24 protein-coding genes are annotated in these 26,469 nt (G+C 63.9%); 12 read left to right on the plus strand and 12 right to left on the minus strand.

Annotation, left to right across the window (positions count from 1 at the left end; genetic code table 11):
- Window positions 1-35: 35 nt before the first annotated feature.
- Window positions 36-380 (minus strand): DUF4148 domain-containing protein, encoded by a 345-nt coding sequence (locus ACQKRQ_RS35940; RefSeq protein WP_427482361.1) that lies wholly within the window; start codon window positions 378-380, stop codon window positions 36-38.
- Window positions 381-662: 282 nt separating this feature from the next.
- A complete protein-coding gene (locus ACQKRQ_RS35945) occupies window positions 663-1,304 on the minus strand; it encodes a DNA-3-methyladenine glycosylase (RefSeq protein WP_132383045.1) in 642 nt (213 codons plus the stop codon).
- 418 nt (window positions 1,305-1,722) lie between these two features.
- Here ACQKRQ_RS35945 and ACQKRQ_RS35950 point away from each other — a divergent pair, with 418 nt between their 5' ends.
- The gene (locus ACQKRQ_RS35950; protein WP_132383043.1) at window positions 1,723-2,085 is read left to right on the plus strand and encodes a BON domain-containing protein; all 363 of its coding nucleotides are present in this window, start codon (window positions 1,723-1,725) and stop codon (window positions 2,083-2,085) included.
- A 472-nt stretch (window positions 2,086-2,557) separates the two neighbouring features.
- Window positions 2,558-3,640: a calcium:proton antiporter gene (locus tag ACQKRQ_RS35955; protein WP_427482364.1), complete on the plus strand. Its 1,083-nt coding sequence runs from the start codon at window positions 2,558-2,560 to the stop codon at window positions 3,638-3,640.
- A gap of 66 nt (window positions 3,641-3,706) precedes the next feature.
- On the opposite strand, the gene ACQKRQ_RS35960 is transcribed toward ACQKRQ_RS35955, so the two are convergent.
- Window positions 3,707-4,600: a LysR substrate-binding domain-containing protein gene (locus ACQKRQ_RS35960; RefSeq protein ID WP_427482366.1), complete on the minus strand. Its 894-nt coding sequence runs from the start codon at window positions 4,598-4,600 to the stop codon at window positions 3,707-3,709.
- A 533-nt stretch (window positions 4,601-5,133) separates the two neighbouring features.
- Here ACQKRQ_RS35960 and ACQKRQ_RS35965 point away from each other — a divergent pair.
- The 7 genes from ACQKRQ_RS35965 to ACQKRQ_RS35995 all read left to right on the plus strand — a co-directional run bounded on the left by ACQKRQ_RS35965 (window position 5,134) and on the right by ACQKRQ_RS35995 (window position 11,554).
- Entirely contained in the window at window positions 5,134-6,228 is a 1,095-nt protein-coding gene (locus tag ACQKRQ_RS35965; protein WP_132383037.1) for an ABC transporter substrate-binding protein, read from the plus strand.
- The gene (locus ACQKRQ_RS35970; RefSeq protein WP_427482367.1) at window positions 6,225-7,187 is read left to right on the plus strand and encodes an ABC transporter permease; all 963 of its coding nucleotides are present in this window, start codon (window positions 6,225-6,227) and stop codon (window positions 7,185-7,187) included. Before ACQKRQ_RS35965 ends, ACQKRQ_RS35970 begins: the two co-directional genes overlap by 4 nt.
- Window positions 7,184-8,068 carry an ABC transporter permease gene (locus ACQKRQ_RS35975; protein WP_427482368.1) on the plus strand — a complete coding sequence of 295 codons (885 nt, stop codon included), beginning with the start codon at window positions 7,184-7,186 and terminating at the stop codon, window positions 8,066-8,068. Before ACQKRQ_RS35970 ends, ACQKRQ_RS35975 begins: the two co-directional genes overlap by 4 nt.
- Before the next feature lie 39 nt (window positions 8,069-8,107).
- Window positions 8,108-9,181: an ABC transporter ATP-binding protein gene (locus ACQKRQ_RS35980; protein WP_427482369.1), complete on the plus strand. Its 1,074-nt coding sequence runs from the start codon at window positions 8,108-8,110 to the stop codon at window positions 9,179-9,181.
- A 75-nt stretch (window positions 9,182-9,256) separates the two neighbouring features.
- Window positions 9,257-10,081 carry a transporter substrate-binding domain-containing protein gene (locus ACQKRQ_RS35985; RefSeq protein ID WP_408285946.1) on the plus strand — a complete coding sequence of 275 codons (825 nt, stop codon included), beginning with the start codon at window positions 9,257-9,259 and terminating at the stop codon, window positions 10,079-10,081.
- Between the two features lie 67 nt (window positions 10,082-10,148).
- Window positions 10,149-10,895, plus strand: a complete 747-nt coding sequence (locus ACQKRQ_RS35990; RefSeq protein WP_106277825.1) for an amino acid ABC transporter permease — start codon at window positions 10,149-10,151, stop codon at window positions 10,893-10,895.
- A gap of 2 nt (window positions 10,896-10,897) precedes the next feature.
- The gene (locus tag ACQKRQ_RS35995) at window positions 10,898-11,554 is read left to right on the plus strand and encodes an amino acid ABC transporter permease (protein WP_427482371.1); all 657 of its coding nucleotides are present in this window, start codon (window positions 10,898-10,900) and stop codon (window positions 11,552-11,554) included.
- Between the two features lie 81 nt (window positions 11,555-11,635).
- On the opposite strand, the gene ACQKRQ_RS36000 is transcribed toward ACQKRQ_RS35995, so the two are convergent.
- From ACQKRQ_RS36000 to ACQKRQ_RS36010, 3 genes are read right to left on the minus strand one after another with little or no spacing between them, the layout of a single operon-like run.
- Window positions 11,636-12,916: a c-type cytochrome gene (locus ACQKRQ_RS36000; RefSeq protein WP_427482372.1), complete on the minus strand. Its 1,281-nt coding sequence runs from the start codon at window positions 12,914-12,916 to the stop codon at window positions 11,636-11,638.
- 12 nt (window positions 12,917-12,928) lie between these two features.
- A complete protein-coding gene (locus ACQKRQ_RS36005; RefSeq protein ID WP_427482374.1) occupies window positions 12,929-15,160 on the minus strand; it encodes a molybdopterin cofactor-binding domain-containing protein in 2,232 nt (743 codons plus the stop codon).
- A gap of 1 nt (window position 15,161) precedes the next feature.
- Entirely contained in the window at window positions 15,162-15,617 is a 456-nt protein-coding gene (locus tag ACQKRQ_RS36010) for a (2Fe-2S)-binding protein (RefSeq protein WP_427482376.1), read from the minus strand.
- Window positions 15,618-16,027: 410 nt separating this feature from the next.
- Between ACQKRQ_RS36010 and ACQKRQ_RS36015 the strand changes: the two genes are divergently transcribed.
- On the plus strand, window positions 16,028-16,426 hold the full coding sequence (locus ACQKRQ_RS36015; protein WP_132383021.1) for a hypothetical protein: 399 nt from the start codon (window positions 16,028-16,030) through the stop codon (window positions 16,424-16,426).
- A gap of 494 nt (window positions 16,427-16,920) precedes the next feature.
- Complete coding sequence (locus tag ACQKRQ_RS36020) at window positions 16,921-17,739, plus strand: alpha/beta fold hydrolase (RefSeq protein WP_427482378.1); 819 nt, start codon at window positions 16,921-16,923, stop codon at window positions 17,737-17,739.
- Window positions 17,740-17,749: 10 nt separating this feature from the next.
- Here ACQKRQ_RS36020 and ACQKRQ_RS36025 read toward each other — a convergent pair whose 3' ends face one another.
- Together ACQKRQ_RS36025 and ACQKRQ_RS36030 are read right to left on the minus strand one after the other, a co-directional pair.
- Entirely contained in the window at window positions 17,750-18,712 is a 963-nt protein-coding gene (locus ACQKRQ_RS36025; RefSeq protein ID WP_427482380.1) for a peptidoglycan DD-metalloendopeptidase family protein, read from the minus strand.
- A gap of 619 nt (window positions 18,713-19,331) precedes the next feature.
- Complete coding sequence (locus ACQKRQ_RS36030) at window positions 19,332-19,748, minus strand: hypothetical protein (RefSeq protein WP_427482381.1); 417 nt, start codon at window positions 19,746-19,748, stop codon at window positions 19,332-19,334.
- 131 nt (window positions 19,749-19,879) lie between these two features.
- Between ACQKRQ_RS36030 and ACQKRQ_RS36035 the strand changes: the two genes are divergently transcribed.
- The gene (locus ACQKRQ_RS36035) at window positions 19,880-20,287 is read left to right on the plus strand and encodes an SRPBCC family protein (RefSeq protein WP_427482383.1); all 408 of its coding nucleotides are present in this window, start codon (window positions 19,880-19,882) and stop codon (window positions 20,285-20,287) included.
- Window positions 20,288-20,442: 155 nt separating this feature from the next.
- On the opposite strand, the gene ACQKRQ_RS36040 is transcribed toward ACQKRQ_RS36035, so the two are convergent.
- The 4 genes from ACQKRQ_RS36040 to ACQKRQ_RS36055 all read right to left on the minus strand — a co-directional run bounded on the left by ACQKRQ_RS36040 (window position 20,443) and on the right by ACQKRQ_RS36055 (window position 26,435).
- Complete coding sequence (locus ACQKRQ_RS36040; RefSeq protein ID WP_427482385.1) at window positions 20,443-21,702, minus strand: c-type cytochrome; 1,260 nt, start codon at window positions 21,700-21,702, stop codon at window positions 20,443-20,445.
- Complete coding sequence (locus tag ACQKRQ_RS36045) at window positions 21,699-22,421, minus strand: (2Fe-2S)-binding protein (protein WP_427482387.1); 723 nt, start codon at window positions 22,419-22,421, stop codon at window positions 21,699-21,701. Before ACQKRQ_RS36045 ends, ACQKRQ_RS36040 begins: the two co-directional genes overlap by 4 nt.
- Window positions 22,418-25,246, minus strand: coding sequence for a xanthine dehydrogenase family protein molybdopterin-binding subunit (locus ACQKRQ_RS36050; RefSeq protein ID WP_427482389.1), 2,829 nt, complete (start codon window positions 25,244-25,246; stop codon window positions 22,418-22,420). The genes ACQKRQ_RS36045 and ACQKRQ_RS36050 overlap by 4 nt, the downstream gene beginning before the upstream one ends.
- 433 nt (window positions 25,247-25,679) lie before the next feature.
- Window positions 25,680-26,435, minus strand: a complete 756-nt coding sequence (locus ACQKRQ_RS36055; protein ID WP_427482391.1) for a DeoR/GlpR family DNA-binding transcription regulator — start codon at window positions 26,433-26,435, stop codon at window positions 25,680-25,682.
- Window positions 26,436-26,469: the final 34 nt, after the last annotated feature.

The raw sequence follows: 26,469 nt of genomic DNA on the forward strand, positions 1-26,469 counted from the left end.
GTGAATCCAGGCCCGCAAGCGGCTCCCTCGCTGGCTTAGTTACCGAAGTACACCGACTTCGGGCCCGACATCGGCTGAACCACGCCGCCCACTTGCGACGAACCACTTGTCGCACCACCGTAACCGCTGGTATCGGCGACCGGCTCCTGGGTCTGCGCGACGGCTGGGTTCTGCGCCTGTACGCGCCGTTCGGCAGCCTGAATATCGGCCGGATAGGTCGAATCGTTCGACGCACCCGGGTTGTAGCCGGCTTGTTCGACCCGGATCAGATCGGCGCGAACTTCCGCGCGGGTGATGGGCTGTTGGCTCGACTGAGCGAACGAAGCGATCGGAGCGGCGAGAACGGCTGCAATGGCGACTGCCTTGATGAGCGATTTCATGATGATTTACCTCCAGACCTGGTTTTATTTGCAACGCTTGCCACACCATGTGAGAAGCGAGTGATTTCAGTCTAGTCATCAGATCGCCAAGGGAAAACCCTAGATTTCGAGATACATAATTGTCGCAATCGCAAGAATGGGTCGAAAATTACCGCAAGCCTCAATCCAAATAGCATGTTTGGCGTAATAATTGTCGGGATCGTAACCCTTTGTGTCTGAAGTTTCAAAAATGCATTTGATCTGAGCGTGTTCTGCTGACATACGCGTGATCGCCGGGCAGATTTACGCCCTGTTCGGCGCACCGGATTGGGGCGTCAGCAGGAGCTTGCGCGGCCCGCTGACAAAGGCGCTGCCGGGTTCGAAAAACCTGAGCGGCCGATGCATTTCGCGCGACAAGCCAATGCGCGTCGTCACTCCCACCGGCAGTTCGCCCCGCTCCATGACGCCGATCCACAAGCTGCGGCCCGAGCACAGATCCCAGCCGTCGAACGCCGGGCCGATCCCGAGCGCCATCGTGAGCCGGCCGGGTCCGCGCGCGAGATCGCGCAACGGCACGCCGGGCCGCCGCGCTTCCATGAGCGGCAGGCCTTCGAGCGGCTCGATTGCGCGCAACAGAATACCGGCGCCGACCTCCTCGGCTTCGGCGGACATGTTGAGCATGTACGACAGCCCATAGGTGAGCCGCACATACGCGTGACCCGGCGCGAGAAACATCGAACCGTTATGCGGACGTCGGCCCATGAACGCATGACTGGTCGAATCGCCGAGCGGATACGCCTCGGTCTCGACGATGCGTCCGCTCATGCGCCCTTCGGGCAGATCGTGCACGAGGTATTTGCCGATCATGAAGCGCGCGAGTTCGACGGTATCGAGCGGTAATTCGTCACGAAGCAATGGCAGGATGGGAAGTTGATGTTTCCGCATGCGTTAGACCTTATTCTTAAAGCGCATGGTGTGGGACTCGAAAGCTATGCAAACGGTATGGGATGGGATGCGTGCAACCGCGCCGTCGCGAGCCGCCAACGGCGCGAGCCAACGCTCTGGTTCCAGCGGTTGAGCGCCATCGGTCAGTTTTCATCGGCCCATTCGTTGTACCAAAACCTCACTTCCGTGCTGCGCCGCCATCACCATGGCACTAATTGGAGTATCGTGTGTTTCCGGCCTGCAGCACAGCCTTTGCCGGCTCGCGTGTGTTTCGGCCCGCCCGAATCAGCATACAGTTTGAAAGCATTCGCACGATCCGCAGCACCGTTCCATTCAGTTTTGATCCCGATGTACCTGCTGGTGTAGCGCACTGCCTCATTCGGGGGCGGTTGTACCCATGACAATAGGAGAGAGTTGAATGAAAGCATTCCCGGCAATCAAGATGATCGGCAGCGCGCTGATCGTTCTCGCGTCCCTCAATGCATATGCGCAAACCAGCGACGCCGCAGCTCCGGCCGCGGCATCGGAGTCGGCGCAACCGACGGCCAAGCAGACCAAGGCGGCCAATCGCGCCCTGGGACGCAAGGTCCGCACCGCACTGTCGAAGACCAAAGGCCTGAGCGTGGCGAACATCACCGTGCGTGCACGCGGCGGCGCAGTGACGCTGGCTGGCTCCGTGCCCGAGCAGCAGCAAGTCGACCTGGCCACTCAGGCGGCGCAAGGCGTGGCCGGCGTGACGTCGGTCAAGAACGCCCTGACGATTCGTCCGGTCGGCCAGTAATCGAGTGAGCCTGCTGTAATCACGTAGCCGGACGCCAATGCCCTGTCACAGGGGCGTTGGCGCCACCGGAGCGGTTTCGCCGCACGCGGCAGCCGTAGTATCCTCGACACACCGGGGTTCGCCCGACATCCCGCGTTTAGCCGACGGAACCTCAATGCCTACCGGTCGCCGTAGCCACCGCGCATTCGTCACACACCAGCCACGTCCGCCACGCGTCATCCGCGCAATTCTGCGTGACCCGATCCCTTTCTCCAGCAGTCGCCGTTTGCGCTACAGCATGCCCGACGCACGCCATCGTCGTGTGTCCCTGAGCATGGACAAAGCCACGATCACGAACAATTATCCTTTATAATTTAAAGTGTTAGGGCGTGTTGTTTAGAAGCTGCATGAACATATGCGCTCGCTTCAAGCCAAGGCGGAAGCCGTTCGCGCCCCGCCGGGCCACTCAATACAAGCATTTAAAGGAAGCCCGATGACCACGCCTGCGACCGTTCTGCCCCGCTGGACCATTGCCGTGCCATTCGTCGCGTGGATCGTGCTCGGTATCGCGTATGCCTTGCCGGACAGCGGCCTGCTGCTCGTGCTGGTCGGCGTGGCGTTGTGCGCCGCGGTCTTCACTGCCGTGCACCATGCGGAAGTGGTCGCGCATCGTGTCGGCGAACCGTTCGGCACGCTGGTGCTGGCAGTGGCCGTCACCGTGATCGAAGTCGCGCTGATCGTCTCGGTCATGCTCACGTCCGGTCCGGAAAAGGCCGGTCTCGCGCGCGACACGGTATTCGCGGCGGTGATGATCGTCTGCAACGGCATTGTCGGCATTTGCCTGCTGGTGGGCGGTATCCGCCATCGCGAGCAGGATTTTCAAAGCCGTGGCGCCGCTGCGGCGCTGGCCGTGCTCGCGTCGCTGTCCGTGCTGACGCTGGTCATGCCGAACTACACCACCACGAACGTCGGCCCGGTCCTGTCGTCATCGCAACTGGCGTTTGCCGGGGTGTCGTCCCTCGTGCTGTATGGCGTGTTCGTGTTCGTGCAAACCGTGCGCCATCGCGATTACTTTCTGGCCGGCACGCCGGACGAGGACGTCCATGCCGCGCCACCGAGCGCCGGCCAGGCGATGGCGGCCGGCGGCTTGCTGCTGGTGTGCCTCGTCGCGGTGGTATTGCTTGCAAAGGTGCTCTCGCCGGTGGTCGAAACCGCGGTCAAGAATGCGGGCGCGCCGGCTGCCGTGGTCGGCATTGTGATTGCCGCGCTCGTGTTGCTGCCTGAAGGGCTGGCCGCGGTGCGCGCGGCGCGCGCCGACCGTTTGCAGAACAGCCTGAATCTCGCACTCGGCTCGGCGCTGGCCAGTATCGGCCTGACCATTCCGACCGTCGCCTGCGTCTTTCTGTACACCGGCCAGCCACTGGTGCTCGGCATCGACGGCAAGGAAACCGTGCTGCTCGTCCTTACGCTGATAGTCGGCACGCTCACGCTCAGCTCGGGCCGCACGACGATTCTGCAAGGCGCCGTGCATCTGTCGCTGTTCGCGGCGTATCTGTTTCTGTCGTTCGCACCTTGACCTTGGGCGCCAGAGCCTGAAAGAGCGGCGTCGGGTCGGCTGACCCACGCCGCCACGCCAGCCGGACTACTCTTCCCAGTGCGCCGCGATCCAGTCGCGGAACAGATTCAGCTTCTGCTGATGCGCGACCGAGTCCGGGTAGACGAAGTAGTAGCGCCAGCCGGTCTTGAGCACCGTATCGAACGGCCGCACGAGCCGCTTGGCCGCCACGTCCTCGTCGATCAGCGCAAGATCGCTGATCGCGACACCGAACCCCTGTAACGCGGCGTTGGTCGCCATATCGAGCGTGTCGAAGCTCGGGCCGTGCTCGGCGTCGATCGTCGCGGCGTGCGCGGCATCGATCTCGGTTACCTTGGCGAGCCACATCTTCCAGTCGCGATGATCGCGCGTGGGATGCAGCAGCGTGTGGCGCGCGAGATCAGCCACCTCGGCAAGCGGCTTGTCTTTCAGCAGATCGGGTGCGCACACGGGCGTCAGACGCTCCTCGAACAACGGCACCGCCTGCACGTCCGCCCCCGGCGACGAGCCGTAAATGATCGCGGCGTCGAACGGTTCGAGCTGGAAATCGACGTCGTGCTGCCACGTGGTCGTGATCTGCACGTGCAGTTCGGGATACTCGGCCTGGAAGCGCATGATCTTAGGCAGCATCCAGCGCATCACACAGGTCGGCACTTTCAGCGCGAGATCGGTGCGCTGCCGGGTGAGGCGCAGCGAAATTTCCTCGATGCGCGCGAAGCTCTCCTTCACGGCCGGCAGCAACAATTCCCCTTCGGCGGTGAGCGTCAGGCCTTTCGCATGGCGCTTGAAGAGCGGAAACTTGTAGTAGTCCTCGAGCGCGATGATTTGCCGGCTGACCGCGCCCTGCGTCAGGCATAGATGGTCGGCGGCGCGCGTGAAACTGCGATGCCGCGCCACGGTTTCGAAAATCTGCAGCGCGTTGAGCGGCGGTAGGCGGCGCATCGTGGGTGTCCAGTACGATCAGGAAAAATCATTGCGTGGGCGTGACGGCGCGGGTCGTCGCCTGCCGCCAGAACGCCTCTCGCGGGCCTACAGGATACGCGATCACAAATTGCCGCACGAGCAGCGGTGAACACGACGGTCATGCATTCGGCTCATGCCGATGCCAAAACTTGCCGTTAACCAGGCCAGCATGCACCGGCGCAGGGCAAAACACGTCCGCAACCGCACCAGAACCGAGCTTTCCTCATACCTCCACGAGGGCGCGAATCGTCGACGAAACATGGACGTTAACCCGCATGCGCTACTGCCTCGGCGCTCCCGCCCTCTGACGGGCGTGCGCCGCCCCGGTCGCGCGACGGCCTTCGCATGAGCTTACGTCATGCCCTCCATGCGCATATTTCGTTTGTTGAGGGATTTTGGCAAACCTAGAGTGCATCCACACGCAGCGCAGGCAAGCAACGCAAACGAGCGATGCAGCGGCGGCGGTCACAGCGATATCACCAGGCAACAGGCGTTCAACACAGGAGACCGCCATGGAAGAGATCAAACGGGGTAGAAGGCAGGCCATCAAGTCGATCGGCGCGGCACTCGCGGCATCCACCTTGCCGATGCCGTTCATCAATCTGCGCGCGCAGGAACACAACTTCAGCGGCAAGACGCTGCGTCTCTTGACGTGGTCGGACGACACGGGCGCCGCCGCTCTGCGCAATATCGCCGCCACGTTCACGGCGAAAACCGGCGCCAAAGTGATCGCCGACCGCGCCGACGGCACCTCCGGCATGGTCGCGAAGGTCAAGGCCGCGGGCGATCGTCCCACCTACGACGTCATCACCTTGGCCGGCGTCGGCGCGGCCGGTCTCGGCGACGCCGGTCTGCTGATGAAGCCCGATCTGGACAAGCTGCCGAACCTGAAAGACGTCGCGGCGCAGTACCGCACGGGCGCAAACGGCTTCGGCGTCGGCTACCTGCTGTGGTCGGACGGGTTGATCTACAACACGTCGACAGTCAAGACCGCGCCGGCATCTTACGAAGCATTGTGGGATCCCAAATACGCCGGCCGCCTGTTCCTGCCGCCGCCCGAGTGGGCCGAAGCGGTGGACCTGGCGATCATCGCCGCGAAGATGAACGGCGGTTCGCAGCAGAACATCGAGCCGGGTTTCAAGAAACTGATGCTGTTGAAAGACCGTGTGATGACGCTCGGCGAGAACCCGAACCAGGTGGCCGATCTGTTCCGCACCGGGTCGCTCGACATCGGCGGCATCTATTCGCCGGCGTTCTTCCCCAACCAGATCCGCAAGCCCGAGTACAAGATGGGCGTGACCTACGGCATGAAGGAAGGCTTCGCCACGCAGCTGATGTTCACCGTGATCCCCAAGGCGCATCCGGGCGACAGCGATCTGATCCACGCCTTCATCAACCATTCGCTCGACGCCGGCGTGCAAGGCCGCATGGCCGCCGACGTGCTGAACGGCCCGGTCAATTCGAAAGCGGTGATTCCCGCCGAGAGCCGCGCGTTCGTGCCGAGTCCGCAGCAGATCGCCGAGAAAGCCGTGCTGCATGACGACAAGGCGCTCGCCGTGGTGCAGCCGGCGTGGATCAAGCGTTACACCGAAATCTTCTCGGCATGACCGCGATGCTCGCGCGCTTTTCGCGGCGTGCTTCACCGGCGTCCGATCCGGCCTCGGATGCCGCGACGGGCGCGTCCAGTCTCGGACCGGACACGCCTGCCGCCAACGCGATGGCAAAGGCGCGGCCATGGCTGCTGCTCGCGCCGATCCTGCTGTTTCTCGCCATCCTCGGCGCGGCGGCGCTGGTCGTGCTGCGCATGAGCTTCGGCACGCAGGGCAACGAGTGGCGCGGCTTCACGCTGCAAAACTACGCGGACCTGCTCGACGGCTACTTCATGAAGTCGTTGTGGCTCACGTTGAAGCTCGCGTTCCAAAGCATGATCTGCGCGGTGCTGCTGGCGATTCCGGTCGCACTGGCGATGGCGCGCACGAAGTCGCGGCTCGCACGACGGCTTCTGCTCGCGGGCGTGCTGCTGCCGCTGCTCGTCAATCTGCTGCTGCAAGGCTATGGCTGGCTGATCATTCTCGGGCCGGCCGGCCTGCTCAATCACGCGCTGCTCGGCAGCGGCCTCGTGCAACGTCCGTTGATGTGGCTGTACCGCGAAAACGGCGTGCTGTTCGGCTTGATCCAGACGGCGTTTCCGCTCGCCGTGCTGCCGCTCTCGAGCGCGATGCGCGCGGTCTCGAGTTCCTACGAAGAAGCCGCCGCCACGCTCGGCGCGACGCGCTGGCAAACGCTGCGTCACGTGCTGTTGCCGCTCGCCATGCCCGGTCTCGTGTCCGGCGCGCTGCTCGTATTCGCCTATAACGCGAGCGCGTTCGCCGTGCCGCTGCTGCTCGGCGGACGCCGCGTGCCGATGCTCGCCGTGCTGGTCCACGATCAGGTCGCGCCCTTGCTGAACTGGCCGGCGGCCTCCGCGTCGGGTGTCGTTTTGATGGTCGCCACGTTGACGGTGATGGCGCTGTCGCAGCGCCTCGTGCGCCGCACGCAGCGTCTCGCCGAGGAGCCTCACGCATGAGCACGCCCATTCAAACCGCGCCGCCGCCGCGCTTGCAACCGCGTGCACCACGCTTGCCGGCTGTCATGCCCGGCCAGCTCGGCAGGGCCACCGCCCTGCTCGCGGCAATCGTTCTGTTCCTCGCCGCGCTGCCGATCCTCACGATGATCACGATGTCGTTCAGCGCGGCCGACACGCTCGAATTCCCGCCGCATGCCTACGGCTTGCACTGGTATCGCGCCGCGTGGCACAGCTTCGTGTCGCCGGACGCGAGCGACACGCTGTCGATGGGCGGCGCATTGCGCACGAGCCTGATCGTCGCGCTATCGACCATGGTGATCGCCACGCTCGTCTCGGTGCCCGCCGCCTACGCGTTGAGCCGCTACCGCTTTCGCGGCAAGCCCGCGGTCGAGCAACTGGTCGCGTTGCCGCTCGTCTATCCGCTCGTGATGCTCGGCCTGTCGCTGCTGCTGGTGTTCAACGTGCTGCCGGTCGAACTCGGCGTGTTCCGCCTGATCATCGCGCACGTGATTCTGGCGCTGCCGTTCACCGTGAAAAATTGCGCGGCGTCGGTCGCCTCGATTGGTCCGGAGTTCGAAGAGGCTGCCTGCGTGATGGGCGCGAGTCCCAGCCGCGCGCTCGTCGACGTGATCCTGCCGCTGATGCGCCCCGGCATTCTCGCCGGCATGCTGTTCGCGTTCATCATCTCGTTCAACGAATTCACGGTCACGTTCTTCCTGTACGGCATCGATACGATGACGCTGCCGGTGTGGCTCTACAGCCGCACGGTGTCGTCGCTCGATCCGACCGTGTTCTGTTTTGCCGTGTTCATCGTCGCGATCGACTTCGCGCTGATCTGGCTGCTCGAAAAGCTGATCGGCGACGAAGGCGTCGCTTTGTGATCGCGCGCTCATGACGCCCTCTTCTTGCTGGAGCATCCGATGACCCATTTAACGTTGCAGGCCGTGACCCGGCGCTTCGGCGCGGCCCATGCCGTCGACAGCGTCGATCTGAGCGTGCCCGACGGCAAGCTGGTGTGCTTCCTCGGCCCATCCGGCTGCGGCAAGACCACGCTGCTGCGGATGATCGCCGGCCTGGAAACGCCGACCTCGGGCAGCATCCATTTCGCCGGGCGCGACATCACGCGCCTGCCGGCGAACCAGCGCGACTTCGGCATGGTGTTCCAGTCGCTCGCACTGTTTCCGCACATGACGGTCGCGCAGAACATCGCGTATCCGCTGAAGCTGCGCAAGACGGCGAAGGACCAGCAGACGCGCCGCGTGGCGGAGTTGCTGGAACTGATCCAGTTGCCGCACATGGCGAACCGGCCGGTCACGCAACTCTCCGGCGGCCAGCGTCAGCGCGTGGCGATTGCGCGCGCGATCGCCTCGCAGCCGAAACTGCTGTTGCTCGACGAACCGCTCTCCGCGCTCGACGCCAAACTGCGTGAAGCCATGCAGGTGGAGATCCGCCTGCTGCAACAGCGTCTCGGCATCACGACGATCATGGTCACGCACGACCAGCGCGAAGCAATGACGATGGCCGACGAGATCGTCGTGATGGAGAAAGGCCGCATCGCACAGGTCGGCAAGCCGCTCGATATCTATCGCGATCCGGTCAGCGAGTTCGTCGCCGACTTCATCGGTCTCGGCAATATCCTGCCGGTCACCTACGACGGCGCGGGCGGCGTGAGCCTGCCGGGCGGCCGGCGCATCAGCGTGGTGCAACCGGCGCGCGTGCCGGAGTCCAGCAGCGATATCCGCCTGCTGATCCGCCCCGAAGACGTGTGCGTGAAAGCCGCGTCCGATTCCGCGGGTCCGAACCGGCTGCAAGGCACCGTGACGTTTATCCGCGACGTGGGCGCGTCGCTCGAAGCGACCATCGACTGCGCCGGCTTCATGTTGACCGCCGCCACCACGCCGCGCGAAACGCCGGGGCTTGCGCTCGGCATGCCGGTGCTCGCGGAATTGCCGCCGCATGCGTGCAAACTGATCGCCGCGCGAGTCCGGCATTGAAGCGCACTGACTCCCACTGAATCGCACGCCACTCAAACCCATTCCAATACCGACATTTTCGACAGAGGAAAGATCATGAACCACCGCCCCGCTGCCCCAACCCGCACCCGCCGCGTATTCGCCACGCTCGCCGCGACGCTCGCCTTCACCGCCCTCGGCGCACTGTGCGCGTTGCCGTCGGCCGCGCATGCGGACGCGCTCGACAACATCGCCAAGTCGGGTACGGTGCGCATCGGCGTGTTCGAGGACTACCCGCCGTTCGGCTCGATCGGCCCGGACATGAAGCCGATGGGCTACGACATCGACGTCGCGAACCTGATCGGCAAGGCGCTCAACGCCAAGGTCGAACTCGTGCAGGTGACGGGCGACAACCGCATGGCCTACCTCGCCGACCACAAGGCCGACATGCTGCTGTCGGTCGGCCAGACGCCGGAGCGCGAAAAAGTGATCGACTTCTCGCAACCGTACGCGCCCTACTACCTCGCCGTGTTCGGCCCGAAAGCGCTGCCCGTGAAGAACGCCGCCGACCTCGCCGGCAAGTCGATTTCGGTCGCGCGCGGCACGCTGGAAGACCTGAGCGTGACCAAGATCGCGCCGCCCACGGCGAACATCAAACGCTTCGACGATCCTAACGGCGCAATTTCGGCGTTTCTTTCTGGTCAGGTACAGTTGATGGTAGTCGGCAACGACGTCGGCGCCACGATTCTCGCGCGTCATCCCGCCAACGATCCCGAGCAGAAGTTCTCGCTGTTCAGCTCGCCGGATCACGTCGGTTTGAACAAGAACGAGCCGCGTCTGAAGCAGAAGGTCGACGAAACGATTGCCAAGGCCCGCAAGGACGGCACCATGAACGCGATTTCGCAGAAGTGGCTGCGTGCGCCGCTGCCGGCCGACCTCTGAACCTTTTTTGCGCGGACCACGAAGCGTGGTCCGCGCCGGAGTTTGACCTCACGATGAGCGCCACGCCATGACCTATGCGTTCGATTTCAGCGGCTTCGGCCTCTATGCGGGGATGCTCGCGCGCGGCGTCGCCGTGACCTTGGGGCTGACGGCCGTCTCCACCGTGCTCGGCGGGATCGTCGGCATTGCCGGTGCGAGCGTGGCGGTGGCCGGGCCGAAATGGGCGCGCTGGGTGGTGGCGAGTTACGTGGAGTTGATCCGCAACACGCCGTTCATCGTGCAGTTGTTCTTCGTGTTCTTCGGTTTGCCGAGTCTCGGCATTCATATCGATGAAGTGCAGGCCGCGATTCTGGCCATGACCGTCAATCTCGGAGCTTACGCCATCGAGATCGTGCGCGCCGGCATCGACTCGATTTCACGCGGCCAGGTGCAGGCGGCGCAGGCTCTCGGTCTGCATGGGCGGCAAGTGTTTCGCTTCATCGTGCTGCCGCAGGCCATCGCCAACGTGTTTCCCGCGCTGCTGAGCCAGGTGCTGATCGTGATGCTCGGCTCGGCGGTGGTCTCGCAGATCTCCGTGCCCGATCTCACGTACGCGGCCAACTTCATCCAGTCGCGCAACTTCCGCTCGTTCGAGAGCTACCTGATCATCACCGCGACGTATCTGGTGCTGTCGATCGTGTTGCGGCAAATCCTCAACCGGCTCGGTCGTGGTCTGTTCGCGGGCCGTGCGGCGCGCGGCAACGAGAGCGCGCCGCGTAACTGGCGCAACCGTCTGATGTGGCGCGGCGCCCGCACCCTGCCCACGGAGCGTTGATCATGGTCGAATTCACGCTGTGGGACATTGCCCGCAATCTGTTGCTCGCCGCCCGCTGGACGGTGCTGCTGTCGTTGATCGCGTTTGTCGGCGGCGGTGTTGTCGGCCTGATTCTGCTCGCGATGCGCGTGTCGCCGATCGCCTGGCTGCGGCGCATCGTCGTGGTGTATGTGGAAGTGTTTCAGGGCACGCCGCTCCTGATGCAGCTCTTTCTGGCGTTTTTCGGCTTGCCGCTGCTCGGTGTCGACGTGTCGCCGTGGGTCGCGGCCACCGTCACTTTGACGCTTTATACGAGCGCCTATCTGGTCGATATCTGGCGCGGCTGTGTGGAAGCCGTGCCGCGTGGTCAGTGGGCAGCGGGCGCGAGTCTCGGTATGACGTTCGCCCAGCAGTTGCGCTATATCGTGTGGCCGCAGGCGCGGAAAATCGCGGTGGCGCCGACGGTCGGCTTTCTCGTGCAAGTGGTGAAAAGCACGGCGCTCGCGTCGATCATCGGCTTCACCGAATTGACCAAGACCGGCACCATGATCACCAACGCCGCGTTCCGCCCGTTCCCGATCTACGGCATGGTCGCGATGATCTACTTCGCGATGTGCTTCCCGCTGACGTGGTACGCGCGGGTGCTGGAGAAACGACAGAAGGTGGGCCAGCATCGTTGAAATTGGCTGCACAGCGTGTGAATAAATCAAGCGGCAACCGTGCAGAACGGTTGCCGCTTTTTTATTACTGCCGTGAGAGGACTAGCGAGCCGCGTGTGTCGACTTGCGCAACTTCGCCACGTCGTCCGCTGTCACCGCCGGCGCGCCGTTGTTCCACCCGGCTCGCACGAAGGTCAGCACATCGGCGATCTGCTGGTCGTTGAGCACCGGCGCGTACTTCGGCATCGGATACGGCGCGGGAATGCCGCCGATCACCAGGTCCTCGGTGCCGTTCAGCGTCACGTTGATCAGCGACGACGGATCCTTCTCCAGCACGTTGGGGTTGCCGGACAAGGGCGCCAGCATCGGTGCGAAGCCGCGGCCATCGACACCGTGGCAGTGCATGCAATACGCCGTATAGACCCGCGCGCCGGCATCGTTCGCGGGACGGTTCAGCGACACCTTCGTCGCCTGCGGGTCGTACTTATAAGGCGGCGCACCGCTGCCGCCCGCCGGCGGCAGCGACTTCAGATACGTCGACATGGCGGCGATGTCCGTATCGTTCATGCCCTGCGTGCTGTTGTTGATCACGCTGGTCATCGAACCGAACGCCGAGGCATGGCGATTCGCGCCGGTCTTCAGAAACGCCTGCAGGTCCTGATCGTTCCAGCGGCCGAGACCAACGTTCTGCTCGCCGGTGAGATTCGCCGCGAACCAGCCGTCGAGCAGGCCGCCGGTGAGGAACGCGCTGCCGCTTTCATCGAGCGCCTTCTCCTGGAACGCGATGCCGCGCGGCGTGTGGCACGACCCGCAGTGCCCGAGCCCCTGAATCAGATACGCGCCGCGATTCCAGGCTACATCCTTGCCCGGCTTGTCCTGATAGACGCCTTTCTCCAGGAAGACCATGTTCCAGAACTTCAACGGCCAGCGCATGTTCATCGGCCACTTGATGTCGGGCTCGCGATTCGCCTGCTGCACCGGCGCCACGCCGCTCATGAAATACGCGTACAGCGCTTTCATGTCGTCGTCGTTGACCTTGGCGTACGACGGATACGGCATCGCCGGATAGAGGTTGTGGCCGTCTTTGGCGACGCCTTCGCGCATCGCCCGCGCGAAGTCCTCTTCCGTATAAGCGCCGATGCCGGTCTGCTGGTCGGGCGTGATGTTGGTGGTGTAGATCTGGCCCATTGGCGTGGTCATCGGCAGGCCGCCCGCGAACGGCTTGCCCTTCGGTGCCGTGTGACAGGCGACGCAGTCGCCGACCTTCGCCAGATAAGCGCCGCGTTGGACCAACGCCTGATCCGCTGCCAGCGCCGGAGTCTGCGCGAGGAACGGCAGCGTCACGCACAACGCCGCACCGAAACCCTTCAGAGTGTTTTTCATGTCGGGCTCCGATCAGGCGGTTTGCAGTTGGCTGCCAACCGGCAATTGCCGCAGCCGCTTGCCGGTGGCCGCAAAAATCGCGTTGGTCAGCGCGGGCGCGAGCGCCGCCGTGCCGGGTTCGCCGATGCCGCCGGGCGCCTCGCTGCTCTTCACGATATGCACCTCGATCGGCGGCGTCTGATCGATGCGCAGCATCCGGTAGTCGGTGAAGTTGTTCTGCTCGACGCGGCCGTCCTTGATCGTGATCTCGCTGTAGAGCGCCGCTGTGATGCCGAAGATGATGCCGCCCTGCACCTGCGCTTCGATCGTGTTCGGATTGACCACCATGCCGCAATCGACCGCGCACACCACGTGCTTGACCGCCACCTCGCCCTGATCCACCGCGACGTCGACGACGATCGCAAAGAAGCTGCCGAACGCATGCATGACCGACACGCCGCGCCCTTGTCCCTTCGGCAGCGCGCTGCCCCAGTTCGCCCCCTGCGTGGCGACGTTGAGCACGTTCAGCGCGCGCGGTGTCTTACCGAGCAGATCCTGACGGTATTTGACGGGATCGACTTTGGCCTGCGCCGCGAGTTCGTCGATGAAACTCTCCACCACGAACGTGCCGCGCGTCGGTCCCACGCCGCGCCAGAATGCGGTGGGCACCGCGTGCGGCTCCTCGCGAACGTAGTCGATCAACTGGTTGGGCAAGTCGTATGGCAGATCCGAAGCGACTTCGACCGCATCCGGATCGATACCGTTCTTGAAGGCGGGCGGTGCAAAACGCGCCAATATCGACGAACCGACGATCCGATGCTGCCACGCGACCGGTTTGCCGTTCGCGTCGAGCCCGGCCGAAATCTTGTCGTAGTAATACGGGCGGTACATGTCGTGCTGAATGTCTTCTTCGCGCGTCCAGACCACCTTCACCGGCGTCGACACCTGTTTGGCGACCTTCACGGCTTGCGTGACCATGTCGAACTCGAGCCGCCGCCCAAAGCCGCCGCCGATCAAATGGTTGTGCACGACGATCTTGTCGGCGGGCAAGCCAGTGACCGCCGCGGCGGCATCCACCACGCGCGTCGGCACCTGCGAGCCGAGCCAGACATCGCAACCGTCGGGGCGCACGTGCACCGTGCAGTTGATCGGCTCCATGGTGGCGTGCGCAAGAAACGGCTGCTGATACACGGCGTCGACGCGCGTCTTCGCACTGGAGAAAGCATTGCCGACGTCGCCGTCCTTGCGCGCCACCGCGCCGTTGCGTTGCGAGGCGTTGGCGAGATCGTCGACGATCTGCTTCATCGACAGATTCGCGCCCGCACCCTCGTTCCACTTGATGACGAGTGCCTGCACGCCGCGCTTGGCAGCCCACGTGTGGTCGCCGATCACCGCGACCGCGTTGTCGATCTTGATGACCTGGCGCACGCCGGGGATTTTTTTCGCATTGGTGTCGTCGACGCTGGCGAGCGTGCCGCCGAACACCGGGCAGTTCGCAATCGCCGCGTAGACCATGTCGGGCACGCGTACATCGAGGCCGAACATCGCGGTGCCGTCCACTTTCTCCGGCGAATCGAGGCGCTTGACCGCCGTGCCGATCAGCTTGAAGTCCTTCGGGTCCTTGAGCTTGACGTCTTGCGGCGCCGGCAGACCGGCGGCCACGGTCACCAGTTGACCGTAGCCGACACTGCGCTTGCTGGCCTCGTGGATCACCTGCCCGGCCTGCGCATGGCAGCTTGCCGGATCGACCTGCCATTGCTGCGCGGCCGCGCTGATCAGCATGGTGCGCGCGGTGGCGCCCGCTTTGCGCATCGGCTCCCACGCATAGCGGATCGAGGTCGAGCCGCCCGTGAGCTGGCCGCCGAGCAGCGGGTCCATGAAGAGCTTTTCATTCGGCGGCGCGTGATCGATGGTGACCGCGTCGAGCGGCACTTCGAGTTCTTCGGCGATCAGCATCGGAATCGACGTGTAGACGCCCTGGCCCATCTCGACCTTCGGAATCACGAGCGTGACCTTGCCCGCGGTATCGATCTGGATAAAGGCGTTCGGTGCGAACACGCCGCTTTGCGGCGTTTCGACACCGTCGCCGCCGATCACCGATTTGCCGGCCTTCTGATCCTGGCTCGCGGCCGGCATGCTGAAGCCGAGCAACAGGCCACCGCCTGCCGCCGCGCCTACCGTCACGCCAAATTTCAGAAAGGTGCGTCGTGAAAAGCCAGGTGCGGCACGCGCGCCGCTCTGTGCATCGAGCAATCCTTGGGACATGTCATGCCCCCTTTGCGGCGTGCTTGATCGCCGCGCGGATGCGGTTATAGGTCCCACAGCGGCAGATATTGCCGGCCATGGCGGCGTCGATGTCCGCATCGGTAGGATTGGGGTTGCTCGCCAGCAGCGAAGCCGCCGACATCACCTGCCCCGACTGACAGTAGCCACATTGCACCACGTCCAGTTGACGCCAGGCCTGCTGCACTTTCTGACCGGCCGGCGTGCCGCCCACCGCTTCGATCGTGGTGATCTTGCGGTCGCCAACAGCCGCCGCCGGCAACACGCACGAGCGCACCGCCACGCCATCGAGGTGCACCGTGCAAGCTCCGCATTGCGCGATGCCGCAACCGAACTTCGTGCCGGTCAGACCGACCACATCGCGTAAGACCCACAGGAGGGGCATGTCGGGCGGCGCGTCGACGGTGTGCGTCTGGCCATTGATATTCAGCGTTGTCATTGAGCGGCTCCGAGTGGGGTTTATTGTTTATCAGGTTGTTTAGGCAGAGACGTCGAACCAAAACGTAAAGACTCGCCGCGTTTATTCGATAAGCCGGACTAATGCGCGCTGCGGCTTTTCCAGTCGTTTAAAACGGCGGCGAATGCATGGGCGCGAACGCGCCAAAACTGATCGGCGAATTGTAGACGCCCTTTAAAAAGTTCGCCTCGAAGCTGCATGCCGCCGGCCGGCTGGAAGATTCTCGCGGGCGCCGATCGCGTGGCTGAAAGGTGTTTTTAATCGGCGGAAACTATCCGCGCGGCGGTTCGAGCGATCGGCCTTTATACGATCAGTGAATCTTGTTGAATCAATGCCGGGCGATTTTGTTAGCATGGATCCGGTCTGACTGACTATCCGAAGGAGCAGCACACATGAACGACTCGCAATGCACTCAATTCCTCTCGGACATTCGCCGACCGCTATTGGCGCTGCACAAAGCCATCCTCGATCACGAGCGTGCCGTGTACGAAAAGGAATTCGGCCCGGTCACGCCGGCGGCTTTCCTGCAGGTGCTCATCAACGGTTCGGGGTTCCGCTGGCTCACGCCGCTCTCGACGATCATTGCGAACGTCGACGAGATTCTCGACGATAAGGAAGCCGAAGCCGCCGACCGCACCGCCGCGGCCGAAGCGGTGACCGGGCTCTTCTCGCCCGACCAGCCGAACAATGCCTTCCTGCCGCGCTATCTGCCGCTATTGCAGGCCGATCCGGCGATCCTGCATCAGCATGGCCAGGTGTCGCAGCTGTTGCGCGGGATTGAATCGAAGTAGCCGGTTGCGCGCGGCTTCGTGTGCTCGCGTCGTGCGGGTTCGGGCCGCGCGTGGTTTGCGCGTGGTTTGCGCGTGGTTGGCGATTCGCTGTCGGCATGGTCGCGAGCGCGGCGCGCAGCGTTCATGCCGCCTCGGCTCCCGAATTTCCTCACCATTGAAAAGCGCGCGTTTCGATCGAGCGGGACTCGTCTGCATGACGGCGGCACGGCGGCGGCGTTGACGGATTACCAGGCTTTTTGAATGCGGCCAACGCAACGAGGCCTTATTTTCAGGCCAATTTATGCACGATTCGTAAGAGTGTGTGTTGTATGGTGGATTCGTTTGCCGTTGAAACGAGTGCGCGACCGAGTCAAGGTTGAATTTGCCTGGCTTTGCTGACTAAAACAAAGGTGAGCTTCTGCGGGAGGCATCCTGAGGCAGGCTACGAAAAGCCGGTCAGCATGCTTCACGAAGCCCTGCTAAGGTAAGCAGACTTTCTTGCGACGCTCATCGCTATGCAAAACTGGCCGCTCCCCGAAAGCTATACCTTCCGCGATCAAGCCGTGCGCTTCAACGTGAGCGGCAATGGCCCGCCGCTGGTGCTGGTTCACGGCACGCCCTTTTCTTCGTATGTGTGGCACCGCATTGCTCCGCATCTCGCGCAGACGCGCACCGTCTATTACTACGATCTGCTCGGCTATGGACAATCCGAACAGCGCGACGGCCAGGACGTCTCGCTCGGTGTGCAGAATGGTTTGCTGGCGGAATTGCTCGCGCATTGGCAACTGGAAAGCCCGGATGTCATCGCGCACGATTTCGGCGGCGCGACTTCATTGCGCGCCCATCTGATCGACGGCTGCGACTATCGCAGCCTCACGCTGATCGATCCGGTGGCGGTCGCGCCGTGGGGTTCGCCGTTCGTGCGGCATGTGCGCGAACACGGTGACGCGTTTGCCGGACTGCCGCCCTACATCCACGAGGCGGTGGTGAAGGCGTACGTGCGCGGCGCGATCGCGCGCGAGATTCCGGATGACGAACTCGCGCCCTATGTGACGCCCTGGCTCGGCGCAACGGGTCAAGCCGCGTTTTACCGGCAGATCGCGCAAATGGATCAGCGCTACACCGACGAGGTCGAGGCGCGCTACCCGCAGTTACGCTGTCCGGTGCAGATTCTGTGGGGCGAAGAGGACCAGTGGATTCCACTGGCGCGCGGCCGTCAACTGGCCGCGGCCATACCGGAAGCGCGCTTTCAGTCGGTGCCGAAAGCCGGCCACCTGATGCAGGAAGACGCGCCGGAAGCGATCGTTGCCGCGGCGCTGCTGTGGCTGGATTGAGGTCGCGCGCCTAGCCGCGTCCGTGCGGCAGGTACGGCATGGGATCGATCGGCTTTCCGTCGCGGCGCAATTCGAAGCCCACGGAAACGCGCGAATTGTTTTCGTCGCCCATCTCGGCGATCTGCTGTCCTTGCACGACAATGTCGCCGGTTTTGACCAGCAGCTTGCGGTTGTGCGAGTAGGCGGTCAGAAAGTCCTTGTTGTGCTGGACGATGATCAGGCTGCCGTAGCTGTTCAGGCCCGTGCCGGCGTACATCACCTTGCCGTCTGCCGCGGCCCGCACCGGATCGCCAGGCTTGCCGCCGATTTCGATGCCGCGCGTTTCGCCCGGCTGGAATCCTTCGACCACGCGCCCGCCCGCCGGCCAGGCTAGTGATACGCCGTTCGCGTGCCGCGCGGTTTGCTGCGCGACTTCGCGTGCTTCAGCGGCACTGAGCGTCGGCGACTGCACGGCCTGAGCGGACTGCGACGTTGACTGCGTTGGACCCGACGCGGAGGCCGGCGCCGCCGCCTGCTGCGCCGCAACCGAAGTCGCCGGCGTGGACGCCGCGGCGGCCTTCACTGCCGCATTAGCCGCATTAGCCGCGTTCACCGCCCGCACCGTTTCCGGCGACGCGACGTGCAAGACCTGTCCCGACTTCAAGTGCGAGGACGCCTTCAATCCATTCCAGGTCTGCAACTGCTTCACGCTGCAATGATGATGCTGCGCGATGCGCGCCAAGGTGTCGCCACGTTTGACGCGATACACCAGTGGCGGTGATTTCTTGAGCAGCGCGCTCTGCTCGGGGGTGATCGCGGGCGGCGCGGCCGCCTTCGCATCGGCTGCCGGCGCGCTTGGCGCCGGCACGCTGGACGCAGCCGCCGCGGCTGTCTGCGCGTCCTGCTGGCCCACATTCGCACAACCGCTGACCGCCAGCGCGACCCATACGCCAGCGAGACTGGCCATCTTTGTTCTGTCGAAGCGCTTTCCCATCTTGTTCGACTCCTGCCTCGTTCATTGGCGAGCCGGATGCCACCTTGTCGCGTGCGATGCGCGCGCCCGGACGGCGCGCTGCTTTCCCCTGCGACACGGCAAAGCCGCTTCGTGCGGCGCTCACCCATGCCCTGCCGACCAACCCAACCCTCGCCTTCACAAGCTGCCGGATGCCCGGGACGCGTACATGCCGCCCGCCAAAACAGCCCATCGTCCGCGAAAAGGGCCAGACTGCCGATTAAAATTCCAGCGGAATTGTAAAGTGCGTTTTATAAAAAACGCGCCAACCCACATACTTTGATACAAACCTTACGCACGGTATTGCGGACATCGTTGCACGTGCAACGTGTACGGCGGCGCGTGCCCGTCAGGCATCCGCGTGGCCGCCGCAAGTTCGTCATTACCGGACTGTGTTTCATGCGCCGCTGGCGGATCAGGCTGCGGGTCTGCAAGCCATGCAGGACGCACGCACGCCGAAGCCCACGCAAGCGCACGATAACGTTTGCATTAACGGCAGAATGGCGTGAAAACTTGAATTGCCAGCGGCGGCGGCGGGCGTGAAGGAGGATCGTGTCGGCGCGCGGCCGGCCCGGCGTCCGTCCGGCTCGATGGAACGATGCTAGCTGTAGTACTGCCCCTGGTACTTCACGTAGCCGATCGGATGATGCGTGAAGTGCAGTACCGACAGAACGGGATTGCGATTGTCTTCGGTGGGATAGGCGCTGGCGTCGGGGATGTATTCGCCTTGCGCTTCGATTGGCTGCCCTGCCTGCAAATTGGGGATCTCGTGCGCGAGGCCCTCGTTGTCGCCGAAACGCACGGCGACGAAGACCTCGGTGCCCACCAGTTTTTCCGTACCGCCTTCGAACTTCACGACCGTGTCGATCTTGATGACGAAGTGCTGGTGATTGGCGCCGTTGTGATTCTCCGGGCTGGCGAACACCTTGCTGGTCGTGCCTTGCACACAGGCCAGCGGCGCGCCCAGCGAATAGACGTAACTATGATGAGGAAGGATCTGCGTCGCGCGATTGTTCATGAAGTCTCCGTGAAAGGAATCTGTCTTGCCTACGGCGAAACGTAAGGCGCGCCGCAAGCCGGCAGCGGCGCGATACCATTTGAGCAGACCGTAGCGCGCGAGTTCATTGCGCGCCGTTCACAGGAGACATCATGACTCAGCCTGCGCAGGCGCAAATCATCAGCGTCCACATCGCGCATGACTGGCGCGAGGTTTACGCTTTCACATCGGAGCCGGCGGCATTTCCCGAATGGGCATCAGGATTGGGCCGGCCCTTGGGCCATGACGGTGCAACATGGCGTTTCGAAGGCAGCGAAGGCACGACGACCGTGCGCTTTTCCGCGCCGAACGAGTATGGCGTGCTCGACCACTACGTCCTCTTGCCCGACGGCAGCGAGATCTACATACCGTTGCGGGTGATCGCGAACGGCAGCGGCTGCGATGTGCAATTCACACTGTTTCGCGTGCCCGGCATGACGGACGAGAAATTTGCCGCTGACGCGCAATGGGTCGAACGGGATTTGGGCAAGCTGAAGGCGTTGGTCGAAGGGCGCGATTGACGAAAGTGCGTGCGCGGCCTTGACGGTTTTTGTCCACGCTGCTGCTTGCGCATGACCCTCGCGCGTAAAAAAACCGGCACCCTTAACGAAAGAGCACCGGTTTCTTTGAACGCTGCCTGGCGCCTGATATCAAGCGCCAGAAGTGCGGCTACGGTTCAGCGCAGCGCTTTCACCGCATCCGCCGTCACATCTGCAGGCTGGCCGCCCCACGTCGCGCGCAGATAATTGGCGAGCTGCGCGAGTTCCGCGTCGTTGAGTTGCGTGGCGAAGCCCGGCATATCCTGCATCCGTTCGAGGCCCGGAAAATCCTGCGCGCCGATGCCATCGAGCATCGCCACGATCAGATTGTGGGCATCCCCTTGACGCAGCGTCGAGTTGCCGTGCATCGGCACGGCGACATGCGGCTTGCCTTCGCCGTTCAGACCATGACAGCCCGCACACACGGCGAGATAAACGTTGCGCCCTGCTTCGAGCTGAGCGGCATCCGCGGAAACCGACCGCAGCGGTTGCGGCGCGGGTGCCTGGTCACCGAGCAGATAGGTCGACATGGCGCGCAGGTCGTCGTGCGTCAGGTACTGGCTGCTCAGATGCACCACCGGATACATCTCGCCGAATGCCGAGCCCTGCGGCGCGATGCCGGTGGCGAAGAACGTCTGCAGGTCGGCCGCGCTCCAGCCGCGCGCCGCGAGACCGTGCGGCGTGATATCCGGCGCCGCGATCCGGCCGAGTGCCGCGCCGGTCAGCGGCTTCGCGCCGTCGAGCTGGCCGAACGTGCCGCGCGGCGTGTGACACTCGGCGCAATGGCCGAGCGCGCTCGCCAGATAGCGGCCGCGATTCCACTCCGCCGTGCGTCCAGTCGATGCATCCGGCAACGCGTCCTTCAGGAACACCCAGTTCCAGAAACGCACGCCGAAGCGCATGTTGAACGGGAACGACAGTTCGGGCTCGTGATTCGCCACCGCGGCCGGCTTCTGCGCCATCAGGTACGCGTAGATCGCATCGCTGTCCGCGCGCGACAACTGACGGTACGACGTGTATGGCATCGCCGGATAAAGCTGCTTGTCCGGCGTGACGCCGTCATGCAGCGCCTTGTAGAGATTGTCCGCGCTCCAGTTGCCGATGCCGTGGTCCTTATCTGGCGTGATGTTGGTGCCATAGAAGGTGCCGAACGGCGAAGCCAGCTTCACGCCGCCGGCGAACGGCGCGCCGTCTGCCGTGGTGTGGCAGGCAGCGCAATCGGCGGCCTTGACGAGGTAGCGGCCGCGCGCGAGCGGATCGGCGGCGGTGGATTGCGGTCCCAATGCGGCGGCCGCGGCCAGCGCGCCGGAGTCGTCGTGCTTGCCGCAAGCGCTCAGCGCGAGCGTCGTACCGAGCAGCAGCAGCGCGCGGCGCAAGTTCATCGGTCGGCTCATCATGCGGCGTCCTTTACGAGGCCAGGCGTCGTCAGCACGACTTCCTTCACGGCTTCGTAATAGCGCACGTAGCCCGTACAGCGGCAGATGTGATCGTTCAGCGCTTCCGTAATCGTGGCCTCGACCTTGTCTTTGGCAACCGGCTCACGCTTCAGGCGTTCGATCAACACGGTCGCCGCATTGACGAAGCCCGGCGTGCAGTAGCCACACTGAAAACTGAAGTGCTCGAGAAACTTCTGCTGGATCGGCGACAGTTCGACGACCTCGCCCGCTTCGTTACGCTTCGCGTGGCCTTCGATCGTGCGAATGGACTTGCCGTGGAAAAAATTCGCGCCGGTGATGCAGGTGCGCACTTCTTCGCTCGTGCCGTCCGGTTTGTCGACGATCACCACGCACGCGTGGCAGATGCCCTGGCCGCAGCCGAGGCGCGAGCCGGTCAGGTGCAAATACTCGTGCAGGTAGTCGATCATCATCAGCCCGGCGGGCACATCGGTCGGACCGACGATCTCGCCGTTCACCTTGATCGACAGCGGCATCGAACGGAAATGCGTGAGCGGACGCTCGACCACGCCGGCGGCAGGCGCGCGCGCGGCGTCGGCGGCCGAAGCCGTGGAAGCGCCACTTGCGGGAGCCGCACCGAATGCAGCGGAAGCGCCACTTGCAGCGGCAGTGCTCACCGCGCCGCCAGCGACATTAGCGTTGGTTTGATTGGGGGCCGTCATGCGAGCACCTCCTGAATACGTTGCGGGGTGACCGGCAGATCGGTAAAGCGATGTCCGATCGCATGCGCGATGCCGTTCACGATGGCGCCGACCACCGGAATCATCACCACTTCGGCGATGCCTTTCGGCGGATCGGTCTCGGTCAGCGGCGGCAGCACTTCGCCGGTCTGGGTCCAGACGGCAACGTCCGTCGCGCGCGGCAAGTGGTAGCGATTGAAGTTCCACGTGCCGTTGCCGGGACCGTCTTCGTAGAGCGGCAGATATTCATGCAGCGCGTGGCCGATGCCCATCGCCAGACCGCCTTGCAACTGGCCGGACACGAGTTGCGGCGAGATCTGATTGCCGCACTCCATGATCGAGTGATGCGCGAGCAGATCGACCTTGCCGCTCGCTTCATGCACCGACAGCTCCACCAGCGTGCCGACCGCGCTGTAGTACGTGACGGCCGCGTTGTTGCGCTGGACCGGCGGAATGAACACACGCTGGCGGTCCAGCACGCGGTAGCGATTCGCCGTGGTCTGCATCTTCTGCTTGTCGGCCGACGCGTTGTCGCCATAGCGCACAGCGAGACCGTCGAGCGGCCAACGCTCGACGCTGCCGTCGATCTCGAAGTCCGCTTCGGTCCACTGCCAGCGGTTGAACACGTGCACGGTCGCGCCGGTCACGAGGCCGAGTTCGTGCGCCTTCTTCGCGAGTTGTTCGAACGGCAGCGCTTCGAGGCCGGCTGCGGAGAGCTTGCCGTCGACCCAGCGGGCGTCTTCGATACGCACCACCAGCGGCGCGACCTGACCGCCGCCGATGCCCTGGCTCCAGATCGACATCGCCGCGGGCCACAGGCCATGCGCGAACACCACGCGCGCCGCTTCACGCGTGCTGTGCGTGAAGTAGTAAGCGGAATTCGTCGCGCTCGACGGCGATGCGTAGCCCGGCGACCAGCGCGGATTGGCCGCGAGCTTGTCCTGATCGGCTTGCGACATCATGTACGGATCGCCGCTCGTGACAACCGGCAGATCGGGCCAGTCGGTGATGGCGACATGCACGTCGGTGGCCGGCTTGCCGAGCCACTTCGCCACCGCGACTGCCTGCGAGGTCGACATGCCGGTGCCGATTTCGGCCGCCGTGTGTTGCAGGCTGATCTTGCCATCGGCGCTGAACTCGACCTTCGCGAACGAAGTCTCCGCGCCGGTGCCGAAGTCCTTCTGCACGCACGCGAAACCGACGCCGTAGCGCTTGCCCGGATGCGCCGCTTCGAACTCGGCCTTGCGCTTCGCGCGGTTCAGCCACAGCGGATGCACCTTCGCTTTGTTCAACACATCGTCGACGCGAATCGCGCCGGCCGGCACCGCGCCTTGCGTGTTCTTCATGCCGGAACGCAATGCGTTCTTCAGGCGGAACTCGATCGGATCGAGTTCGAGCCGCGCGGCGATTTCATCGACCATCATCTCGGTCGCGGCCATGCTCTGCAGCGTACCGTAGCCGCGGGCGGAGCCGGCGTCGATCGCGCGCGTTGCGAGCGCCACCGCCGACAGATCGTTCTTCGGGAAGTAGTAGATCGACTGCGCGGCGGTCGCGCCGACCATCGCCACCGACGGCGAGAAGTTGCAGCGTCCGCCGCCGTTCGCTTCCATCTCCGCCTTGAACGATTGCAGCAAACCGGACTTTCTGTCGACGGCGATGCGGTAGTTCATCCTGAACGCATGGCGCTTCAACGAGGTCTGGAATTGCTCGTAGCGATCGTTGGCGAGGCGCACGGGACGGCCATCGGCATACATCGCGCAGACGAGGCCGTAGAACGGCACATTGAAGTGATCCTTGGAACCGTAGCCCACCGTGTAGCACGGGTAAATGAACAGGTGCTTCACCGGGAACGCGCACTTCGCGACCATGCCGGCCGCGCTGTCGGCGACCTCGGACGGCGCCTGGGTCGGCACGACCATATGCAGCGATTGCGTCGCCGCGTCGTACCAGCAGTTCGCGTTGTCGGGCTCGAGCGCGGCCGTGTCGATGGACTGCGTGTTGTACTCGCGCTCCATCACCAGCCAGTCCGCGGAAGGCTGATCCAATTCCTGCTGGATCCGCGCGGCGTGGAACATGCCCTGCTCGTCGAGCTTGCCGTGTTCGCCCCCGTCCGGCCACACCGGCTGGTGCTTGCGCATCATGCTCGGAAACACCGGCGCGTCTTTAAGACTGGAGAAGGTGTCGTCGTCGTACGGCGTCTTGCCGCCGACGCGCACGAAGCGGAACGTGCCCCATGGATCACGTTCGAGCGCACCGGTTTGCGCGCCGTAACGGATGATCTGATCCTGGAACTTCAGCTTGTCTTTCGCGAAGCGGAAGCGCGCGAAGTCGTGATAGATCAGAATCGCCACCGCCTGGCCGAGATACGCGGGCGTCTTGCCCGGCGGCAGTAGCATGTCGTCGCCATAGAAGGCCGGGAAGATCAGGCCGTCGCGCGCCAGATCGGCGGCGGTGATCACGCGGTCGGGCTTCAGGTCGTCGCCGAGCAGCGTGAGGTCGAAGCCTTCGTAGCTGCGGTCGGCTTGCGTCGTGCGCAGAATGAAAGCGTGCGACTGCTGCGGCGGCCAGTGCGGCATGTCGGCGGCGCGGATGTCGCGGGCGAACACTTTCGAGCCGGTTACCTTGGCAATGCCGTCGATGCGGAACTTTGCCTGACCGTTGGCCGTATCCCACTGCACCGGCGTCAGGATTTTTTCTTCGAACAACGCAGCGAATGCGCGGCTGCCCATCGGCGCGATATACACCGACACACCCGCCAACACGCTGGCCTTCAGAAAACTACGACGCGAAAGGTCGAGTTTCCCCATGGACTTCTCCTTTAGTGAATACGGCGGCAATACGGGCCATCAAGGCCTTTCCTTCCTGGCGTCAGGAAGACACGGACCGTCACGCGCGCGCGGCCGCGTGCGTGCTGGCACGCGACGAACCTGCGCTGGACGGCTATCACCACGAGGGAGGTGTTCGAACCGCGGACGCTATCTAACGCCCGGGCGTACCGGCGACCTGCGACGACCGTCACTTCGGTCGTGCCGCAGTCGATCTGATTGACCTTGAACTACCGTGAGTTGCCTTGTCCTCGCCCCACAGAGGGCAAGGGGCGGGATTATCGCGCTGATTTGCCGCGGGGTGCGTCAAATTTTGTGCCCTATCTCGCAAATAACGGATCTCGTATGGTCCGCTATATTCGTGGGTTTACAGCGGTTTCTGGCGGTTTTTCTACTTTTTAATCAGCATGCCCAACTATGCCCGCACGATCGTGATACCCAACGCTTCGAACGGCGCGGTCAACGCCTCGTCCGTATTCCGTTCGACGACGATCGTGCTCGCCGCCGTCACATCAGCGATCTTGTACGGCGAGGCCGCATTGAGTTTTTCCGCCGACGCCAGCACCACCGTCTCCGCCGCGTGTTCCGCGAACGCGCGTTTCACGTAGGCCTCTTCCCTATCGCCGGTACTCAGGCCTGCTTGCGGATGCACGCCGGTCACGCCCATGAAATACAGATCCGCGCGAATGTGGCTGAGCGCTTCGATTGCCGCGGCGCCGACGTTGACCATCGAATGTCGGAACAGGCGGCCGCCGATCATCACGACTTCCAACCCGGCATGCTCCGCGAGTTCGACGGCGATGCTCGGGCTATGGGTGACGATCGTCGCCCGCAAGTCACGCGGCAGATGACGCGCGAGTTGCACCGCGGTCGTGCCGCCGTCGACGAACGCAATCTGGCCACGCGCGATCATGCCCGCGGCCGCCCGGCCGATCGCCGCCTTCGACGCCGACTCGATACGCTCGCGCCCGGCAAAGTCGGCCGCCGCCGGCGACGCCGGCAGTGCGCCGCCATGCACGCGCTGTAGCTGGCCCTCGGCTGCGAGCTCGCGCAGATCACGGCGAATCGTGTCCTCGGAGACCTCGAATTCGGCGCTCAAGGTTTTGGCGACCACTTGCCCGTTACGCTTGAGCGCATCGAGTATCAGTTGCTTTCTTTGCGATGTGAGCACGGCGGCGGTCCTTAGCGAGTCTTATCGATTTGCA

Source organism: Paraburkholderia sp. NPDC080076 (assembly GCF_050281145.1).
In the GTDB taxonomy this organism is placed as follows: domain Bacteria; phylum Pseudomonadota; class Gammaproteobacteria; order Burkholderiales; family Burkholderiaceae; genus Paraburkholderia.

What these genes read in the sequence shown, in the direction of transcription:
- ACQKRQ_RS35940 (WP_427482361.1), bottom strand. Translation starts at nt 380, where the DNA reads ATGAAATCGCTCATCAAGGCAGTCGCCATTGCAGCCGTTCTCGCCGCT.
- ACQKRQ_RS35945 (WP_132383045.1), bottom strand. Translation starts at nt 1,304, where the DNA reads ATGCGGAAACATCAACTTCCCATCCTGCCATTGCTTCGTGACGAATTA.
- ACQKRQ_RS35950 (WP_132383043.1), top strand. Translation starts at nt 1,723, where the DNA reads ATGAAAGCATTCCCGGCAATCAAGATGATCGGCAGCGCGCTGATCGTT.
- ACQKRQ_RS35955 (WP_427482364.1), top strand. Translation starts at nt 2,558, where the DNA reads ATGACCACGCCTGCGACCGTTCTGCCCCGCTGGACCATTGCCGTGCCA.
- ACQKRQ_RS35960 (WP_427482366.1), bottom strand. Translation starts at nt 4,600, where the DNA reads ATGCGCCGCCTACCGCCGCTCAACGCGCTGCAGATTTTCGAAACCGTG.
- ACQKRQ_RS35965 (WP_132383037.1), top strand. Translation starts at nt 5,134, where the DNA reads ATGGAAGAGATCAAACGGGGTAGAAGGCAGGCCATCAAGTCGATCGGC.
- ACQKRQ_RS35970 (WP_427482367.1), top strand. Translation starts at nt 6,225, where the DNA reads ATGACCGCGATGCTCGCGCGCTTTTCGCGGCGTGCTTCACCGGCGTCC.
- ACQKRQ_RS35975 (WP_427482368.1), top strand. Translation starts at nt 7,184, where the DNA reads ATGAGCACGCCCATTCAAACCGCGCCGCCGCCGCGCTTGCAACCGCGT.
- ACQKRQ_RS35980 (WP_427482369.1), top strand. Translation starts at nt 8,108, where the DNA reads ATGACCCATTTAACGTTGCAGGCCGTGACCCGGCGCTTCGGCGCGGCC.
- ACQKRQ_RS35985 (WP_408285946.1), top strand. Translation starts at nt 9,257, where the DNA reads ATGAACCACCGCCCCGCTGCCCCAACCCGCACCCGCCGCGTATTCGCC.
- ACQKRQ_RS35990 (WP_106277825.1), top strand. Translation starts at nt 10,149, where the DNA reads ATGACCTATGCGTTCGATTTCAGCGGCTTCGGCCTCTATGCGGGGATG.
- ACQKRQ_RS35995 (WP_427482371.1), top strand. Translation starts at nt 10,898, where the DNA reads ATGGTCGAATTCACGCTGTGGGACATTGCCCGCAATCTGTTGCTCGCC.
- ACQKRQ_RS36000 (WP_427482372.1), bottom strand. Translation starts at nt 12,916, where the DNA reads ATGAAAAACACTCTGAAGGGTTTCGGTGCGGCGTTGTGCGTGACGCTG.
- ACQKRQ_RS36005 (WP_427482374.1), bottom strand. Translation starts at nt 15,160, where the DNA reads ATGTCCCAAGGATTGCTCGATGCACAGAGCGGCGCGCGTGCCGCACCT.
- ACQKRQ_RS36010 (WP_427482376.1), bottom strand. Translation starts at nt 15,617, where the DNA reads ATGACAACGCTGAATATCAATGGCCAGACGCACACCGTCGACGCGCCG.
- ACQKRQ_RS36015 (WP_132383021.1), top strand. Translation starts at nt 16,028, where the DNA reads ATGAACGACTCGCAATGCACTCAATTCCTCTCGGACATTCGCCGACCG.
- ACQKRQ_RS36020 (WP_427482378.1), top strand. Translation starts at nt 16,921, where the DNA reads ATGCAAAACTGGCCGCTCCCCGAAAGCTATACCTTCCGCGATCAAGCC.
- ACQKRQ_RS36025 (WP_427482380.1), bottom strand. Translation starts at nt 18,712, where the DNA reads ATGGGAAAGCGCTTCGACAGAACAAAGATGGCCAGTCTCGCTGGCGTA.
- ACQKRQ_RS36030 (WP_427482381.1), bottom strand. Translation starts at nt 19,748, where the DNA reads ATGAACAATCGCGCGACGCAGATCCTTCCTCATCATAGTTACGTCTAT.
- ACQKRQ_RS36035 (WP_427482383.1), top strand. Translation starts at nt 19,880, where the DNA reads ATGACTCAGCCTGCGCAGGCGCAAATCATCAGCGTCCACATCGCGCAT.
- ACQKRQ_RS36040 (WP_427482385.1), bottom strand. Translation starts at nt 21,702, where the DNA reads ATGATGAGCCGACCGATGAACTTGCGCCGCGCGCTGCTGCTGCTCGGT.
- ACQKRQ_RS36045 (WP_427482387.1), bottom strand. Translation starts at nt 22,421, where the DNA reads ATGACGGCCCCCAATCAAACCAACGCTAATGTCGCTGGCGGCGCGGTG.
- ACQKRQ_RS36050 (WP_427482389.1), bottom strand. Translation starts at nt 25,246, where the DNA reads ATGGGGAAACTCGACCTTTCGCGTCGTAGTTTTCTGAAGGCCAGCGTG.